The 16,655-nt window shown below is 58.8% G+C and carries 18 protein-coding genes; 9 read left to right on the top strand and 9 right to left on the bottom strand.

The genetic code is table 11. The features are described from left to right. Window positions 1–66: 66 nt before the first annotated feature. Window positions 67–501, bottom strand: a complete 435-nt coding sequence (locus tag AC1D35_RS24250; RefSeq protein ID WP_113310175.1) for a hypothetical protein — start codon at window positions 499–501, stop codon at window positions 67–69. Next, the gene (locus AC1D35_RS24245; RefSeq protein ID WP_162748550.1) at window positions 498–1,775 is read right to left on the bottom strand and encodes a site-specific integrase; all 1,278 of its coding nucleotides are present in this window, start codon (window positions 1,773–1,775) and stop codon (window positions 498–500) included. Before AC1D35_RS24245 ends, AC1D35_RS24250 begins: the two co-directional genes overlap by 4 nt. Window positions 1,776–2,037: 262 nt before the next feature. Between AC1D35_RS24245 and AC1D35_RS24240 the strand changes: the two genes are divergently transcribed. From AC1D35_RS24240 to AC1D35_RS24220, 5 genes are all read left to right on the top strand, one after another. Further along, window positions 2,038–2,505, top strand: a complete 468-nt coding sequence (locus AC1D35_RS24240; protein ID WP_113295644.1) for a RidA family protein — start codon at window positions 2,038–2,040, stop codon at window positions 2,503–2,505. Then, on the top strand, window positions 2,505–3,224 hold the full coding sequence (locus AC1D35_RS24235) for a glycerophosphodiester phosphodiesterase (protein WP_113310177.1): 720 nt from the start codon (window positions 2,505–2,507) through the stop codon (window positions 3,222–3,224). Before AC1D35_RS24240 ends, AC1D35_RS24235 begins: the two co-directional genes overlap by 1 nt. A gap of 79 nt (window positions 3,225–3,303) precedes the next feature. Next, window positions 3,304–4,506, top strand: a complete 1,203-nt coding sequence (locus tag AC1D35_RS24230) for a GNAT family N-acetyltransferase (RefSeq protein ID WP_113310178.1) — start codon at window positions 3,304–3,306, stop codon at window positions 4,504–4,506. Window positions 4,507–4,560: 54 nt separating this feature from the next. After that, window positions 4,561–4,989, top strand: coding sequence for an HIT family protein (locus AC1D35_RS24225; protein ID WP_113295647.1), 429 nt, complete (start codon window positions 4,561–4,563; stop codon window positions 4,987–4,989). Between the two features lie 59 nt (window positions 4,990–5,048). Next, a complete protein-coding gene (locus AC1D35_RS24220; protein WP_113310179.1) occupies window positions 5,049–5,339 on the top strand; it encodes a Dabb family protein in 291 nt (96 codons plus the stop codon). A 60-nt stretch (window positions 5,340–5,399) separates the two neighbouring features. Here the strand turns inward: AC1D35_RS24220 and clpA are convergent, their stop codons facing one another. The 6 genes from clpA to AC1D35_RS24190 all read right to left on the bottom strand — a co-directional run bounded on the left by clpA (window position 5,400) and on the right by AC1D35_RS24190 (window position 11,273). Further along, window positions 5,400–7,892 carry an ATP-dependent Clp protease ATP-binding subunit ClpA gene (gene clpA, locus AC1D35_RS24215; RefSeq protein ID WP_113295649.1) on the bottom strand — a complete coding sequence of 831 codons (2,493 nt, stop codon included), beginning with the start codon at window positions 7,890–7,892 and terminating at the stop codon, window positions 5,400–5,402. Between the two features lie 10 nt (window positions 7,893–7,902). Beyond that, complete coding sequence (clpS, locus tag AC1D35_RS24210) at window positions 7,903–8,253, bottom strand: ATP-dependent Clp protease adapter ClpS (protein WP_037072724.1); 351 nt, start codon at window positions 8,251–8,253, stop codon at window positions 7,903–7,905. A 263-nt stretch (window positions 8,254–8,516) separates the two neighbouring features. Then, on the bottom strand, window positions 8,517–8,885 hold the full coding sequence (locus AC1D35_RS24205; protein WP_113295650.1) for a phasin family protein: 369 nt from the start codon (window positions 8,883–8,885) through the stop codon (window positions 8,517–8,519). Between the two features lie 297 nt (window positions 8,886–9,182). After that, window positions 9,183–9,386, bottom strand: coding sequence for a DUF3126 family protein (locus AC1D35_RS24200; protein WP_012557538.1), 204 nt, complete (start codon window positions 9,384–9,386; stop codon window positions 9,183–9,185). Between the two features lie 136 nt (window positions 9,387–9,522). Continuing rightward, window positions 9,523–10,356: a serine O-acetyltransferase gene (gene cysE / locus AC1D35_RS24195; protein ID WP_113295651.1), complete on the bottom strand. Its 834-nt coding sequence runs from the start codon at window positions 10,354–10,356 to the stop codon at window positions 9,523–9,525. Between the two features lie 131 nt (window positions 10,357–10,487). Further along, window positions 10,488–11,273: an alpha/beta fold hydrolase gene (locus AC1D35_RS24190; RefSeq protein WP_477940376.1), complete on the bottom strand. Its 786-nt coding sequence runs from the start codon at window positions 11,271–11,273 to the stop codon at window positions 10,488–10,490. Window positions 11,274–11,420: 147 nt separating this feature from the next. Here AC1D35_RS24190 and AC1D35_RS24185 point away from each other — a divergent pair, with 147 nt between their 5' ends. Together AC1D35_RS24185 and AC1D35_RS24180 are read left to right on the top strand one after the other, a co-directional pair. After that, window positions 11,421–11,666 carry a zinc-finger domain-containing protein gene (locus AC1D35_RS24185; RefSeq protein WP_112547845.1) on the top strand — a complete coding sequence of 82 codons (246 nt, stop codon included), beginning with the start codon at window positions 11,421–11,423 and terminating at the stop codon, window positions 11,664–11,666. A 26-nt stretch (window positions 11,667–11,692) separates the two neighbouring features. Beyond that, the gene (locus tag AC1D35_RS24180; RefSeq protein WP_477940375.1) at window positions 11,693–12,841 is read left to right on the top strand and encodes an FAD-dependent monooxygenase; all 1,149 of its coding nucleotides are present in this window, start codon (window positions 11,693–11,695) and stop codon (window positions 12,839–12,841) included. A 15-nt stretch (window positions 12,842–12,856) separates the two neighbouring features. Here the strand turns inward: AC1D35_RS24180 and AC1D35_RS24175 are convergent, their stop codons facing one another. Continuing rightward, window positions 12,857–14,047 carry a cystathionine beta-lyase gene (locus AC1D35_RS24175; RefSeq protein WP_113295739.1) on the bottom strand — a complete coding sequence of 397 codons (1,191 nt, stop codon included), beginning with the start codon at window positions 14,045–14,047 and terminating at the stop codon, window positions 12,857–12,859. 377 nt (window positions 14,048–14,424) lie between these two features. Between AC1D35_RS24175 and AC1D35_RS24170 the strand changes: the two genes are divergently transcribed. Together AC1D35_RS24170 and AC1D35_RS24165 are read left to right on the top strand one after the other, a co-directional pair. Beyond that, entirely contained in the window at window positions 14,425–15,450 is a 1,026-nt protein-coding gene (locus AC1D35_RS24170; protein ID WP_113295653.1) for an amino acid ABC transporter substrate-binding protein, read from the top strand. A gap of 100 nt (window positions 15,451–15,550) precedes the next feature. After that, window positions 15,551–16,655, top strand: a 1,105-nt coding sequence (locus tag AC1D35_RS24165; RefSeq protein ID WP_477940372.1) for an amino acid ABC transporter permease, incomplete at its 3' end; no start/stop codon positions are given.

Below are 16,655 nucleotides of genomic sequence, written 5' to 3'. Positions count from 1 at the left end.
CTCGTTACGCCGCCAATATGGGACCATGAAAAACCCCCGCTCGATGGCGGGGCTTTTTTTTTCGTTTCACTTATCGCTGGGCGGTTTCGGTTTCGCGAGAGGGTCTTTCAACTCTCGGAATTCGGCGACCGTCAAATGCCTGAGATGCTCGGGGACTAGGTAGCTGTCGTAGTAATCGACCGCGAACACCTCGCTCGGATCGTTGCTCTGCGTCATGGGTAGAACTCGATCTTCGGCTTGCGGGGCGGTTCTCGCTACCTCGACAGGCGCGACTGGTGCAGGCTCGACCTGCCCACTCTGTGGCACAGCAACCAGCTTCATGACATCCTCGCGCCGATACAGGGGCCGCGTCTCGGGGGACCACGAAATCCGCCGGAGATCGAATTCCTTTCGAAGCTGCCAGAAGCGAGTGCGCCCGATGCCTAGCAGGTCCGCGGCATCCGTCGCGGATAAAAGCTCGCCTTGAGGGATAGGTCTATGGATACGCTCTTTCTTAGTCATGCTGCTTGCTCCTCAATCCCTTGTGCAGCAGAGGTTTTGTCAACCTTGTTGGCAGTTTCGTTCGAACTACCATCGATAAAATCGGCCCAATACTTCAGGGCCTCACCGCGCTTTGCGAGACCAGGTGCACGGCGGTACGCCTTCGCGGTCGCATCCCCGACCTTGTGCCCAAGCGTCTCCTCGGCGGTGTTCCATGACACGTTCGTTTCGTCGCCTAGATACTCGCGCAGTGACGAGCGGAACCCATGAACCGATACGCCATCAGGAAGCAGGTGCTGGAACGCGTTGTGCGATAGTCGCGGGGATCGCAGGTCAGCCCAAACATAGGCAGGGGGTTCCACAGGGCGCTTAGAATGCGCATTGATCTCCCGGACCATACAATCGACCATATCGAGTTGCTGACGCAGTATCTCAGCGGCCCTAAGGGTTAGGGGTACCACGTGCTCACGACGTTGCTTCGTGCGCTCGGCGGGGATCGTCCAGATGAACTTCCCGAGATCAAGCTCGTCACGCAGCATCCCGGCAACCTCCTCCTTGCGCGTTCCCGTCAAGATCAGGAGTTCAAAGGCACGTGCGGCGCGGCTGTCCTTGGCACGCAGCGATGCAACGAACGCCGGAACGTCGGAATAGGGCATCGACGGGTTGTTGCCACCCTTATACTCGAGCGACGTGAGGCGACCGACACGAGAGGTCATCGCCGGGTTGTCTTCGCGCAGTTCGGATGCAACAGCCGTTTCCATCGTGCGACGGATCAAGGACAGCGCGTATTTCTTCGTAGTAGGCCGGTCATCGAAGACAGCGAGCGCCTTCGCAATGTCGATGCCCTTTACGTCTTTCACCAGCATCGAACGCAGATCGGCCAATTCCTTGACGACCCTATCCCATTGCTCAATCGCGCCATCGAACGTCCATTTCTTGCGCAGGATATCGCGGGTGTCATTGGCGCATTGCTCGAACGTCACGGAATCCCGTATTGCATCGGCTGCAACGCGGTCGCGCTCAATGAGGGGATCGAGGCCCTTCGCGATCAACGCCCTGCCCTCCGACGCTCTCTCACGAGCAATAGCGAGGGATACGGTCACGAGAGTGCCAAGCCCCATCTCACGTCTCTTGCTGGTGACAGGTGACGTGAACTTGAACAACCAGCGAGCCCCGAACTTGTCGATAACGAGGACGAGGCCGCCGCCGTCATTATGTGCGCCGTAGCTCTCAACGCCGTTTTTAATAAGCGCCTCGATGCCCTTCGCCGAAAGCCGGTGTAATTCTCTTGCCATTAAAAGGCTCCTATGATCACTTCGACCGAGGTAAGATACCAACCCCTGTGGCATCATACCCCGCATTGCGTCTGGATCGTACCCCCATCCTACCCTGCAATTGCGTCCTGCATATTTGCGAATGGATGTGAATGCTTACGAACACAATAAGAAAATAATCTTTGGATTTCAATAACCTGAGACACACGAAATGAACAGTCGCAAACACTGCGAAACACGCACATTAGTTTTTGAAGAATTGACAACAAAAGCGGAGACGAAAATGTCCGATCAAATCGCCGCGCGTCTGTCGGAAATGGGGATAACCCTTCCCGAAGCTGCCGCACCTGCTGCCAACTACGTCCCTTATGTCATCAGYGGCAATCTTCTCACCATTTCCGGCCAGTTGCCTCTCGAGTCCGGCAAAGTCGCCGTTACCGGCCACCTCGGCAAGAATGTCGACGTCGCCACCGGTCAGCGCGCCGCTGAACTTTGCGCCATCAACATTCTCGCACAGGCAAAGGCGGCACTCGGCGGCGATCTCGGCCGCATTCGCCGGGTCATCAAGCTTAACGGCTTTGTTGCATCGGTACCCGAATTCGTCGAGCAGCACCTTGTCATCAACGGCGCTTCGAACCTGATCGCCGGCGTGCTCGGCGAAGCCGGCAAACATGCCCGCGCCGCGGTCGGCATGGCTGCCCTGCCGCTCAATGCCGCAGTCGAAATCGATGCTATCATGGAAATCGCATAATGACGAATGCCGACTGGATCAAAGAGCTGCCGGTCGCGCATCGCGGCTATCATGACCTCAACAACGCCGTCTGGGAAAACACGCTCTCGGCCTTTTCGCGCGCCGTCGAAGCGGGCTTTGCCATCGAATGCGACCTGCATTACGCCTCGGATGCCGTGCCGGTCATCTTCCATGATGAAGATCTGGAACGTCTCTGCAACCTCAAGGGCGATGTGCGCGAACGGACCTCCCAGGAACTCGGGCTGTTTGCTGTCGGCGGCACGAAGGACAAGGTGCCGACGCTGAAGCAGCTTCTTCACCTCGTTAAGGGCAAAGTACCGCTGGTGCTGGAGCTCAAGGGCCGCGAAGCCGACGACGAGGGCTTTGCCGAGGCCGTTCTCGATGTGCTCGAGGGCTATGAAGGCAAGGTCGCGCTGATGAGCTTCGACCGGTGGCTGCTGAAGGATCTCAGGGAGCTCAACTCTCCCTACCCGATCGGGCTGACGGCCAACGGCAATACGACGGAAGAATATGCCACTCATGAGAATGCGATGGAGATCGGCCTCGATTTCATCTCCTATTATTATGCCGATCTGCCGAACCCGTTCGTCGCCGGCCAGCGCGACAAGGGCATTCCGGTCATCACCTGGACGGTGCGCGACGATGAGGCCCGCAAACATACATTCGAGAACGCCGATCAAATGACTTTCGAAGGCTTCGATCCGCGCACGGCGGTTTGACACTCGCTTTTTGAACAAGATCGTGCGCAGACTGGGAGGGAGAGCCCGCTCCCTCCCCCAACGGCTTCGCATTTACTTCATGACAGACGAATCGTCAGACGAACTTTCCATCCGCATCGAGCGATCATTCACCGAAATTTCCCCCGAGCGCTGGTCCAGGCTTTCGGGAGCATCGAAGACGTGCGACAGCGTCGCCTATAATCCCTTCGTCTCGCATGCCTTTCTCTCGGCGCTGGAAGAATCCGGCTCGGCTACCGCGCAGAGCGGCTGGCTTGGCCATCACATGCTTCTGGAAACCGACAAGGGTGAACTGATCGGCGCCCTGCCCGGCTATCTCAAAAACCACAGCCAGGGCGAATATGTCTTCGATCACGGCTGGGCCGACGCTTTCGAACGGGCTGGCGGCAGCTATTATCCAAAGCTGCAGTGCTCGATCCCCTTTACACCCGCAACCGGCCCGCGCCTGCTTGTGGCCGAAGGCCTTGCCCGCCTGCCAATTCAGAATGCCATGGCGGAAAGCCTCAAGGAGGTCGTCCGCCGTCTCGGTATCTCTTCGGCCCACATCACCTTCGTGCCCGAGGACGAGATGCCGGTCTTCGAAACCGACGGCTATCTGCACCGCACCGACAAGCAGTTCCATTTCATCAATGAAGGCTATGACAATCACGACGCGTTCCTGGAAACACTTGCCTCCCGCAAGCGCAAGGCACTGCGCAAGGAGCGTCGGACGGCGGTCGAGAACGGCATTACTATCGACTGGCTGACCGGCAAGGACCTGACCGAAGGCATCTGGGATCAGTTCTACGCCTTCTACATGGATACCGGCGGCCGCAAATGGGGCCGGCCCTATCTGACACGCAAATTCTATTCGCTGATCGGCGAGCGCATGGCCGACGACATCCTGCTCGTGATGGCCAAACGCGACGGCCGCTATATAGCGGGTGCCATCAACTTCATCGGCGGCGATACGCTCTACGGGCGGCACTGGGGCTGCATCGAGGATCACCCCTTCCTGCATTTCGAGGTCTGCTATCATCAGGCGATCGATTTCGCGCTGGAAAAGCGCCTCAAGAAAGTAGAGGCCGGCGCTCAGGGCGAACACAAGCTCGCGCGTGGTTACCTGCCGGTGACAACGCATTCGGCTCACTATATCGCCCATGCGGGATTGCGCCGTGCGATTGCCGACTACCTCGAGCGCGAGCGGGAGGATGTCGAGTATATGAATGATATGCTCGCCGAGCACACCCCCTTCCGCAAGGGCGAGCGGCTGCAGGAGGATTGACGCGCTTGGCCCCGCCGCGCTACGCGATCAAGGAAAACACGAGGAGATTTCGCCATGACCAGCGCCGCCTATGACGACAGCAATATCTTCGCCAAGATTCTGCGCGGCGAAATCCCGTCGCATCGCGTCTACGAGGACGACAAGACTGTTGTGTTCATGGATGTAATGCCGCAGGCGCCGGGCCATGTTCTGGTCCTGCCGAAGGCACCTTCCCGCAATATCTTCGATGCCGACCCAGCTTCCCTTTCCCACACGATCACCGTCGTCCAGAAGGTCGCGAATGCCGTGAAGGAAGCCTTCGACGCCGACGGCGTGTTCATCGCCCAGTTCAACGAACCGGCAGCAGGCCAGACCGTTTTCCACCTGCATTTCCATGTTATACCGCGGCATCAGGGCGTGGCGCTCAAGCCGCATTCYGGCAAGATGGAGGATGGAGCGGTGCTCGCCGCCAACGCGGAGAAGATCAAGGCGGAACTCGCGTAACGGAAACGCGGCCTTATTTTCAAGAATACCAAATTACTTCATCGATTTAGGAGGGAATCATGATCCGCCACACCGTTGCGTTCCGCCTGAAGCACGCCGCCGGTTCGGTCGAAGAGAAAGCCTTTCTCGACGCGGCACTGACGCTCAAGCAGATTCCAGGCGTCAGGAATTTCGAGCAGCTTCGCCAGACGAGTCCAAAGAACGATTTTACCTTCGGCTTCTCGATGGAGTTCGACGACCAGGCCGGTTACGACGCCTATAACGTGCACCCGCTGCATGTGGCCTTCGTGCGCGACCGCTGGATACCCGAGGTCGCTGACTTCCTCGAGATCGACTACACGAAGCTCTGAGAACTAAGGCAAACAAAAAGGCCGCTTTTCAGCGGCCTTTTTCATGTCTCACTTCGAAGACTACTTCTTGCGCGGAACCTTCGGCACCGTCGAGCCTTTCTTGGGGGCGTCGCGGACTTCCGGCTCCGGCTGCGGCACGGTCTTGGCCTTCGTCTTCTTGACCGGCTTGGTCTTCAGCTCGCCATCATCCTCATGGGCCGCATCCGGATGAACCAGTTCGGCTTCCGGCTTCGGCTTGATGGGCGCCGTTTCCGGAATGGCTTCCAGGATGAGGCCTGGCTTGCCGTCTTCCTTCGGGCCGACGGTGACATTGACGACGCCGCCCTTCTTCAACTTGCCGAAGAGGATTTCGTTCGCCAGGGGCTTTTTGATGGCATCCTGGATGACGCGGGCAAGCGGACGAGCGCCCATCTTCTCGTCATAACCCTTCTCGGACAGCCAGGCGATCGCGTCCTCGTGCAGGTCGAAGGTGACGTTGCGTTCGGACAGCTGAGCTTCCAGCTGCATGATGAACTTCTGAACGACCTTGTGAATGACGGCCGTCGGCAGCGGCGCGAACGGGATGATCGCGTCGAGACGGTTGCGGAATTCCGGCGTGAACAGGCGGGTCAGAGCCTCCTCATCTTCACCGGTACGCTTGGACGAACCGAAGCCGATCGCGGCCTTGGCCATTTCCGAAGCGCCCGCATTGGTCGTCATGATCAGGATGACGTTGCGGAAGTCGATCTTCTTGCCGTTATGGTCGGTCAGCGTGCCGTGGTCCATGACCTGCAGCAGGATATTGTAGATATCCGGATGCGCCTTCTCGATTTCGTCGAGCAGCACCACGCAATGCGGATGCTGGTCGACGCCATCGGTCAGCAGGCCGCCCTGGTCAAAGCCGACATAGCCGGGAGGTGCACCAAGCAGACGGGAAACCGTATGCCGCTCCATGTATTCCGACATGTCGAAGCGCAGAATCTCGACACCGAGCGAGGCAGCAAGCTGCTTGGCGACTTCCGTCTTGCCAACGCCCGTGGGGCCGGAGAAGACATAGGCGCCGATCGGCTTGTTCGGCTCGCGAAGACCCGCACGGGCGAGCTTGATCGAGGTGGACAGGGCCTCGATCGCCACATCCTGGCCATAGACTACCGAGCGCAACTCTTTCTCGAGGTTGGCAAGAACGGCTTCGTCGTCCTTCGAGACGGTTTTTGCCGGAATGCGCGCCATCGTCGCAATCGTCGCTTCGATCTCCTTTTCGGTGATCAGCTTGCGGCGCCTGGACGGCGGGAGCAGCATCTGGGCCGCACCGGTCTCGTCGATGACGTCGATTGCCTTATCCGGCAGCTTGCGGTCCGAAATGTAACGGGCCGACAGCTCGACGGCGGTCTTGATCGCCTCGTTCGAGTAGCGCAGGTGGTGGTACTCTTCGAAATAGGGCTTCAGGCCCTTCATGATCTCGATCGCATCATCGATCGACGGCTCATTGACGTCGATCTTCTGGAAGCGGCGAACCAGAGCCCGATCCTTCTCGAAGAACTGGCGGTATTCCTTGTAGGTGGTCGAACCGATGCAGCGGATCGCCCCTGAAGACAGAGCCGGCTTCAAGAGGTTCGAGGCATCCATTGCGCCGCCCGACGTCGCGCCCGCACCGATGACGGTGTGGATTTCGTCGATGAAGAGCACGGCACCCGGATATTCTTCAAGTTCCTTGACGACCTGCTTCAGGCGCTCCTCGAAGTCACCGCGATAACGCGTGCCGGCGAGCAGCGTGCCCATGTCGAGCGAGAAGATCGTGGCGTCAGCCAAAGCTTCCGGAACCTTGCCTTCGACGATGCGCTTGGCGAGGCCTTCAGCGATAGCGGTCTTGCCGACGCCGGGATCACCGACATAAAGCGGGTTGTTCTTGGAGCGGCGGCACAAGATCTGGATGGTCCGGTTGACCTCGGCGTGACGGCCGATCAACGGGTCGATCTTACCGCCTTTGGCCTTCTCGTTGAGGTTCACGCAGTAAGCCTTCAGCGCATCCTGCTGCTTCTTCGGCCCACCTTCTTCCTCGTTGCCGCCGCGTGCGGTCGGCTTGGATTCGGATTCTTCCTCCGCACCGCGGGGCGGACGGTTTTCGGATGCGCCGGGGCGCTTGCCGATACCGTGGGAAATGTAGTTGACCGCGTCGTAGCGGGTCATTTCCTGTTCCTGCAGGAAATAGGCAGCATGGCTCTCGCGCTCGGCGAAGATCGCGACGAGCACGTTGGCGCCGGTCACTTCCTCGCGACCGGAAGACTGGACATGGATCACCGCTCGCTGGATGACGCGCTGGAAGCCGGAGGTCGGCTTGGAGTCTTCGTCATAACCGGTGACCAGGTTGGAGAGTTCGTTATCGACATATTCCAGGAGCGTTTTACGGAGGGCGTCGAGGTCGACATTGCAGGCACCCATGACCGCAGCCGCATCGGCATCGTCGATCAGGGCGAGCAGCAGATGCTCGAGCGTGGCATATTCATGGTGCCGCTCGTTGGCAAAGGTCAGTGCCTGATGGAGCGCCTTCTCAAGACTAGGCGAAAATGTTGGCACGTTCAGTTCCTCACTTCTTTTCCATGACGCATTGCAGCGGATGCTGGTGCTGCCGGGCAAAATCCATCACCTGGCTCACCTTTGTTTCCGCCACCTCGTATGTGAATATTCCGCATTCGCCGACGCCATGGTTATGGACATGCAACATGATGCGGGTGGCACTTTCCCGATCCTTTTGAAAAAAACGCTCCAGAATATGGATGACGAATTCCATTGGGGTGTAGTCGTCATTCAAAAGCAGTACGCGATAGAGATTAGGCTTCTTGGTCTTCGGCTTGGTACGCGTGATGACCGAGGTTCGATTTCCGTTGTCCCCGTTCCTTTCGCTGTCGTTCTGCATCCGGATCGGTCTGGCGATCATTTTCATTCATTCCTCAATCAATCCGGCAGGCAGCATGGGAGGGGTGCTTTCCCGACGAATATCTGAAACCCTAAGGTAGTTCATAATAGAGCGATTTTAAGCCCCTTGTTTCCGACTGCAATCACAATTCCGCAGGACTTGACGCAAAGGCCAAAAAAGTATGCGCAAAACTGGGGGAAGCTTCAGGAAACAAAAAAAGACCGGCCGCAAGTGCGATGCCGGTCTTTGATTTTCAATAGGCAGCGGGAATCGCGCCGAAGATTTTATGCGGCTGCCGGGGTTACCGGTGCGGCCTTGGAAACGGTGGCCGCGGTGTTTGCCAGCGGTGCTTCGTAAGGCTTATAGGCATTCTTGGCGAGGTCGGCATACATTTCGCCGAGCTTCGTTGCCTCAGAGATAAAGGTCTCGTAGGCGGACTTCGCATAATTGGATTGCAGCTCGAACGCTGTTTCAAAGCTCTTGGCGCCCGAAAGCGTCTCGAAATGCGTGACAGCATCCTGGAACGACTTTTTGGAATATTCTGCGGCTTCAGAGGCAATCGCCTGGAAGCTCTTGGCAGTGTCGGAATAGCTTCTCAGCACTGTATCCACCACTTCCTTGTTCTTCCGGCTTGCGTCGTCAAAATTGAACATGAACCATCCTCCAATTGGCTGTTGCAGCRCAAAGGGTAGCTGCGACGCACAAATAGTCAAGTAGTCTTGTGCGGCGCAAAACATCCATAGATTGCATTAGCGACAACTTTTGAAAGAGCGCCGTTCGGGCACGTTCGTCTTTTGTTGATTTTGCTAAAATATATCAGGCGACTGCAACCGGAAGGTTATTAGAAATTTTGGCGAATAGATGCATTCGCCGTTTCAAACGGCTTGTCCTAATACGAAAAAGCCGGGCATCGGCTAGCGATGCCCGGCTTTTAACGAATGCAATGGGCATCACAGATCGACGTCAAGGATCGCCATCGAGAAGTTGTAGGAACGATCGCCATCCTCGTCATCGATATAGACGACGCCCAGAAATTCTTCGCCGAGATAGACTTCCGCGGAATCATTCTTGCGCGGGCGCGCCTTCACCACAATCTGCGGGTTCAGCGTGCGTTTGAAATAGGCGTCGAGTTTCTTGATTTCTTCAGGCTTCACGCTTTCATCTCCGTAAGCAATCTCGGTTGGCCGCTTCTTGCACAGGTAGAGCGGCGCTGTAAAGGTCGCGAGATCGGGTTCACAACGACTGTCTCCGCCAGCATTTAGGCGGTTTTTCGCATTTTCCAATGAAGGATCAGATATCGGCGCCGATAACCTGATCCATAACGCGGGCCGGCTCGGAACAGCCCGCTTCACCGACGACCTTGGCGGGCACGCCCGCTACCGTGGTCTTTGGCGGCACCGCTTTCAGGACGACGGAGCCGGCGGCGACGCGCGAGCAGAAGCCGATCTCGATATTGCCGAGGATCTTGGCGCCTGCGCCGATCATGACGCCCGTGCCGATCTTCGGGTGACGATCGGCCCCTTCCTTGCCGGTGCCGCCGAGCGTCACACCATGGAGGATGGAAACGTTGTCACCGATGACGGCGGTCTCGCCGACGACGAGGCCGGTCGCATGGTCGAGAAAGATGCCCTTGCCGATACGGGCGGCCGGATTGATATCGGTCTGGAAGACGCTGGAGGAGCGACTCTGCAAGTAGAGCGCGAAGTCGCGGCGGCCACGGTTCAGCAGCCAGTGCGCCAGCCGGTGCGTCTGCAGCGCATGAAAACCCTTGAAGTAGAGAACGGCTTCCATGAAGCGCAGGCAGGCGGGATCACGGTCATAGACCGCCTGGATATCGACGCGCAGGATCGAGCTCCATTCCGGCCAATCCTCCAGCATTTCCTCGAAAGTCTGGCGCAGCAGGTTTGCCTGCATGTCGGGATGGTCGAGGCGCTCGCAGATGCGGTGCACGACGCATTCTTCGAGCGAGCGGTAATTGATGACCGTCGAATAGAGGAAGGCAGCCAGCACTGGATCGCTTTCCGCAGCAAGGCGCGCCTCCTCCCGCAGGCTGTCCCATATGGGATCCATCACCTTCAGCGGATGAGCTACGTCCAGCGTGCGGATATCCGTCTTAGCGACCATTTCCGGCCTCCTCATTTCCCGTTGGAATGCGATTATATAGAGGAAAACGCCCATAACATAAATGGGTGCCCTCGCCACGTCCGTTCAACGCGTTTTTGCCGATATCACGGTTATGTCACCGGCCAGCGATATCAGCCGGCAGAGACTTCAGCGTAGAATTCCAGCACGGCCTTCTTGAACACCCGGTCGCCAACGGCGAGCATGTGGTCGCGGCCGGGAATATCCAGAGCGTGGGCGTCAGGCATCAGAGCCGCCAGTTCCTGGGGAGAACCGGCAATGTCGTCCTTCGTTCCAACCCCGATCAGGGTGGGCACATCGATTTTGCCCATGTCGGCGCGGGCGACGAGATCGCGCGAGCCCTTGATACAGGCGGCAAGCGCCTCGCGGTCGCTCTTCGTCTGCTCTGCAAATGCGCGGAACATCTGGCCGCGCGGATGGGTGACATCGGCAATCGACGGCGCAAGCAACGCATCGGCGATCGGATCCCAATCGCCTACGCCGTCCGTCATGCCGATACCGAGGCCGCCGAGCACCAGCGAACGAACACGGTGCGGATAGGCGAGCGCCGCAAAGACGRYGATGCGGGCGCCCATCGAATAGCCCATCAGGTTGGCTTCGGGGATGCCGAGATGATCGAGCAGCGCAATCGCATCGCCAGCCATGAACCACGGCCTGTATGCCTCGGCATCGCGCGGTTTGTCGCTCGCGCCATGGCCTCGGTTGTCGATGGCGATCACCCGGTAGCCAGCATCGCCCAAGGTCTTCAGCCAGCCCGGATGAACCCAGTTGACGCTCGCCGACGAAGCAAAGCCGTGGATGAGCACTACAGGCGGGCCGGAGGGATCGCCCTCGTCGAAAAAGGCAAGTTTCAGTCCGTCATGGGTGAAGCTTGAAAATGCAGGCGTATTCAGGTTCATCGGGCCGTCCTTATTTGGCGCGACCATAGTCGAGCGGCCTTTCATCGTGAAGCCAAAAACTCGCAACGGAGCCATGCTTTGGCACTACACTTTTCCGCCGAAGGCCTATAAAGTCCGCGCAGAATTTCAAAGCATTCGGAGACAGACATGGCCGGCCACAGCATTCCGCACTTCCAGAACGACGGCGGTCACCGCGTTATCGAAGTCGGCGTCAAGGAATTCATGTGCACCGGCGCATCCGTTCCCTTCGATCATCCGCATATCTTCATCGATATGGGCGACGACAACGAGAAGGTCTGCTCCTACTGCTCGACGCTTTATCGCTACAATGCGTCGCTGAAATCCAACCAAACCAACCCGCCCGGCTGCGTCTTCCACGTCAAAGCGGCGTAAAGTCGGCTCTGCGGATCGGACATCCCATGCCGGTCGAACATGCCGCCATCATCGGCGCCGGAATTGCGGGCCTAACGGCCGCACTGGCGCTCGCAAGGCGTGGCATCAGTTCGGATATTTTCGAACAGGCGCCCGAGCTTGCGGAAGTGGGCGCTGGCTTGCAGATTTCGCCTAACGCATCGCATGTGCTCGCCGAACTCGGCGTGCTCGACAGGCTGACCAGCCTCTGGCTCGAGCCGCAATCCATCCGGCTGATCTCAGGCAGTTCGCTGCGCGAACTTGCAGCTGTCCCGGTCGGGAATTTTGCCAGGAACCGCTGGGGAGCACCCTACGGCGTCCTGCATCGCACGACGCTGCAGAAGGCGCTGCTGGATGCGGTCAGTGCCAATCCGCTCTGCCAGCTCCATCTCGGAACACGTTTCGAAGCGGATTTGCCTCAGTGTCGGCGTTCGGCCGACGTCATCATCGGCGCCGATGGTGTCTGGTCCAGATTGCGGCAGGCAATACCGGGCGCCCCTGCCCCGCAATTCTCCGGAAACATCGCCTTCCGTTTCACCATCGCAGAAACAGAGGCGCCGGGCTTTCTCGACCGCGCCAGTGTCTCGGCCCTACTCGGCTCCTCGGCGCATATGGTCTGTTATCCGCTGAAGGAGACCGGTGGCTTCAACATGGTGGCGATCACCGCCGGCAATATTGCGCCGCAGGCCTGGCAGGGCGAGCCGACACAGGTTCAACAGGAGCTTCTGCAGTCGCGCTTCCGCCRCTGGCATCCTGCTATTGCCGGATTRCTCGGAGGGCGCAACGACATCACCTTCTGGCCGCTTTTCGAGGCAACGCCGGGCAAATGGCAGGACGGCAACAAGACTGTGCTGATCGGAGATGCGGCCCATGCGATGATGCCTTTTGCGGCGCAGGGGGCAGCGATGGCGATCGAGGATGCATTCGAGCTTACCGCCTTTCTTGCCACCCGACCGGTTTCCGAAGCCATCTCACTGTTCGAACGGCATCGCATGCCGCGCATCGCCAAGCTTCGCCAGCGCGGCGCCTTCAACCGTTTCGCCTATCATGCAAGCGGCCCGATCCGCCTCGGCCGGGATATCGTGCTGTCGCTGAAACCGCCGCAAAGCCTCGCGGCGGATCTCGACTGGATTTACGGCTACCGCCCAGTTGGCTAATCAGATGGTGGCTGATCAGACGGCATTTGCCGCAGCAAAGCCGCGCTCGATATCGGCCTTGAGATCAACGATATCTTCGAGACCAATCTGCAGGCGAATGACCGGACCTTCGGCCGGGGCCTTGGCGATCTTTCGGTCCGAGAGATTGACCAGTATGGCAAGGCTTTCATAGCCGCCCCAGGAATAGCCCAATCCGAAATAGGAGAGCGCATCGAGGAAGGCATGCGCCTTCGGCTTGACCTTTTGCGGATCGTCAACCTTCAGCACGAAGGAGAAGATGCCGCTGGCACCCTTGAAATCACGTTTCCAGATGTGGTGCGACGGGAAGCTCGGCAGGGCCGGATGCAGGACGCGGGCAACCTCTTCGCGGTTTTCGAGCCACGTGGCGATTGCCAGCGCGCTTTCGTAGTGGCGTTCCAGCCGGATGCCCATGGTGCGCAGGCCGCGCAGGATCTGGTAGGAATCATCCGGCGCGCCGCAAAGGCCCAGTGTGCCATGCGTTTCGATCAGCCGCGGCCAGTGCTCGGCATTGGCGGAAATGGTTCCCATCAGAATGTCAGAATGGCCCGACGGATATTTGGTCGAGGCATGGATCGACACGTCGACGCCAAAGTCCAGCGGCCGGAAGTAAATAGGTGTGGCCCAGGTGTTGTCCATCAGCACGACGGCGCCGTGCTTGTGCGACAGAGCTGCGATGGCCGGGATATCCTGCATCTCGAAGGTATTGGAGCCGGGAGCTTCGGTCAGCACGACCGTGGTGTTCGGCTTGAAGAGCGTCTCGATGGCCGCGTCGATCGCCGGATCGAAATAGTCGACCTCGACACCCATGCGCTTCAGGATCGTGTCACAGAAATGGCGCGTCGGGCCGTAGACGGAATCGACGACCAGGATGTGATCGCCCGCCGCGACATAAGCGAGGATGGCGACCGTGACGGCGGCGAGACCGGAGGGCACCAGCACAGTGCCGGCCGAGCCTTCGAGCGCATTGATCGCTTCAGCAAGGGCGTCGGTCGTCGGCGTGCCGCGGGTGCCGTAAGTGTATTTCTTGTTGCGCGTCTCCATCGACTTGGCATCGGGAAAGAGCACCGTGGACGCGCGCACCACCGGCGGATTGACGAAACCGTGATAATCCGCGGGGTCGTAGCCGATATGGGAAAGACGGGTATTGATGCCGGCGCCCGGCAGGAGACTGTCTAGATCTTTCATTTGGGAAATGGCCTTCTGGCGAGGGTATGCAAAGGCCGAACTCTTGAACCCCGCCGCCATCAGGGTCAACCCCCGCAACTTGACGCGATCGTCCCGCTCCGCGCCGCCGTCAGCCTTTACTCCGCGATTTTCGCGCTATTTTTCCTCAAGCTGGCGCCCAATTTCTAGCCAAGTGCCTAGGGACACAGCGTAATCTCCCAAAATGCTGAATTTTGCTCCAATTATTAGCCGCGACACTTGACCATAGTGACATTTGCGACTGTGATAGACCCACTCGCGCCGGGAGGGTTGCGGGAAACGGGGAGGTAAACGGGCTATTTCAATCCGGCCACTCCCCGAAAAGATAAATATAAGACAACAGAAAAAGGTTGGGAAAAATGAAGTACAAGCTCCTGTCCGTAGCAGCCGGCGCAGCAGTTTTCGCTCTTGGCGCTTCGGCCGCTTCGGCCACTACTCTTCAAGACGTAAAGGCAAAAGGTTTTGTCCAGTGCGGCGTCAATACCGGTCTTGCCGGCTTTGCTGCCCCTGATGCGTCCGGCAACTGGTCGGGCTTCGACGTTGATTTCTGCCGCGCGGTTTCCGCTGCGGTCTTCGGCGACCCCAACAAGGTGAAGTTCACCCCTCTCAGCGCCGCCAACCGCTTCCCGGCTCTGCAGTCCGGCGAAGTCGATGTGCTTGCCCGTAACACGACCTGGACGATCAACCGCGACACGGCTCTCGGCCTGAACTTCCGCTTCGTAAATTATTATGACGGCCAGGGCTTCATGGTCCGTAAGAGCCTGAACGTGAAGTCGGCACTCGAGCTTTCCGGCGCCTCTGTCTGCGTTCAGTCCGGCACCACGACCGAGCTCAATCTTGCCGACTACTTCAAAGCCAACAACCTGCAGTACAATCCGGTCGTCTTCGAGAAGCTCGACGAAGTCAACGCCGCCTACGACTCTGGCCGTTGCGATGTCTATACGACCGACCAGTCGGGTCTCTACTCGCTGCGTCTGACGCTGAAGAACCCCGACGAGCACGTGATCCTGCCGGAAATCATCTCCAAGGAGCCGCTCGCCCCAGCCGTACGCCAGGGTGACGACCAGTGGTTCGATATCATCAGCTGGGTCGGCTACGCGATGATCAATGCCGAAGAGTTCGGCATCACGCAGGCCAATGTCGACGAGATGAAGAGCTCCCCGAACCCGGATATCAAGCGTTTCCTCGGCGTTGAAGCCGATACGAAGATCGGTACTGACCTCGGCCTGACCAACGAATGGGCCTACAACGTCGTCAAGAACGTCGGCAACTATGGCGAAGTCTTCGAGAAGAACATCGGCCAGGGCAGCCAGCTGAAGATCGCGCGCGGCCTCAATGCTCTCTGGAGCAAGGGTGGCATTCAGTACGCTCCGCCGGTTCGTTAATCGGCATACCGCATGAAAGCCGGAAAGGCGGGTCACCGCCTTTCCTCCTCCTATAAAAAAGCTCCGCAAAGGAGCACATAACGTGGGGAATTGGCCAGGCATGACGCATCAGGTTGCGGATCGAACACCCATACCCAAGAGCGGCTGGAGCTTTCAGTCCGCCCTCTATGACCCCAAAATCCGGGGCATCTTCTTTCAAGCTCTTACTATCGTCCTTCTGGTCGCGCTGATCTGGTCGATTGCCCACAATACGGCAGTCAATCTGGCGCGCGCCAACATCGCATCGGGTTTCGGCTTTCTGAACGGTCGCGCCGGCTTCGAAGTCGGGCAATCGCTGATCCCGTACTCAGCCGATTCGACCTATGGCCGGGCGCTGCTCGTCGGCTTTCTGAATACGCTTCTTATCGCGATTACCGGCATCATCACCGCGACGATCATCGGCTTCGTCATCGGTATCGGCCGCCTGTCACGGAACTGGCTGATCGCCAAGCTCTGCACTGTCTATGTGGAAGTCTTCCGCAACATTCCGCCGCTGCTCGTGATCTTCTTCTGGTATTCGGGCGTTCTCGCTGTTCTGCCCAATGCTCGCGACTCGCTGCATCTGCCGCTCGGATCGTATCTGAACAATCGTGGCCTCGCCTTCCCCAAGCCTATCTTCGGCGAGGGTTTCTGGCTGGCCGGGATCGCCTTCGTCATTGCGATCATCGCCGCTATCGCAACGGCGCGCTGGGCGCATCGCCGTCAGGCAGCAACGGGCCAGCCGTTCCACACGATCTGGGTGTCGGCCGGTCTCATCGTCGGCCTGCCGCTCCTCGCCTTCCTTATCGCAGGCGCACCGCTTTCCTTCGACTTCCCAGTCGCCGGCAAGTTCAACCTGACCGGCGGTTCGGTGGTCGGCCCGGAATTCATGTCGCTCTTCCTGGCGCTATCCTTCTATACAGCGGCCTTCATTGCCGAGATCGTGCGTTCAGGCATTCGTGGCGTGCCCAAGGGACAGACGGAGGCGGCGGCCGCGCTCGGCCTGCATCCTTCGGCGATCACCCGGCTGGTGGTCATTCCACAGGCCTTCCGCATCATCATCCCGCCGCTGAGCAGCCAGTACCTGAACCTCACCAAGAACTCGTCGCTGGCGATCGCCATCGGTTTTGCCGATCTCGTCGCCGTCGGCAGCACGACGCTCAACCAAACAGGCCAGTCCGTTGAAG

Source organism: Rhizobium sp. P1_E6, assembly GCF_056405875.1.
This window is presented reverse-complemented; position numbering and strand designations above follow the sequence as displayed.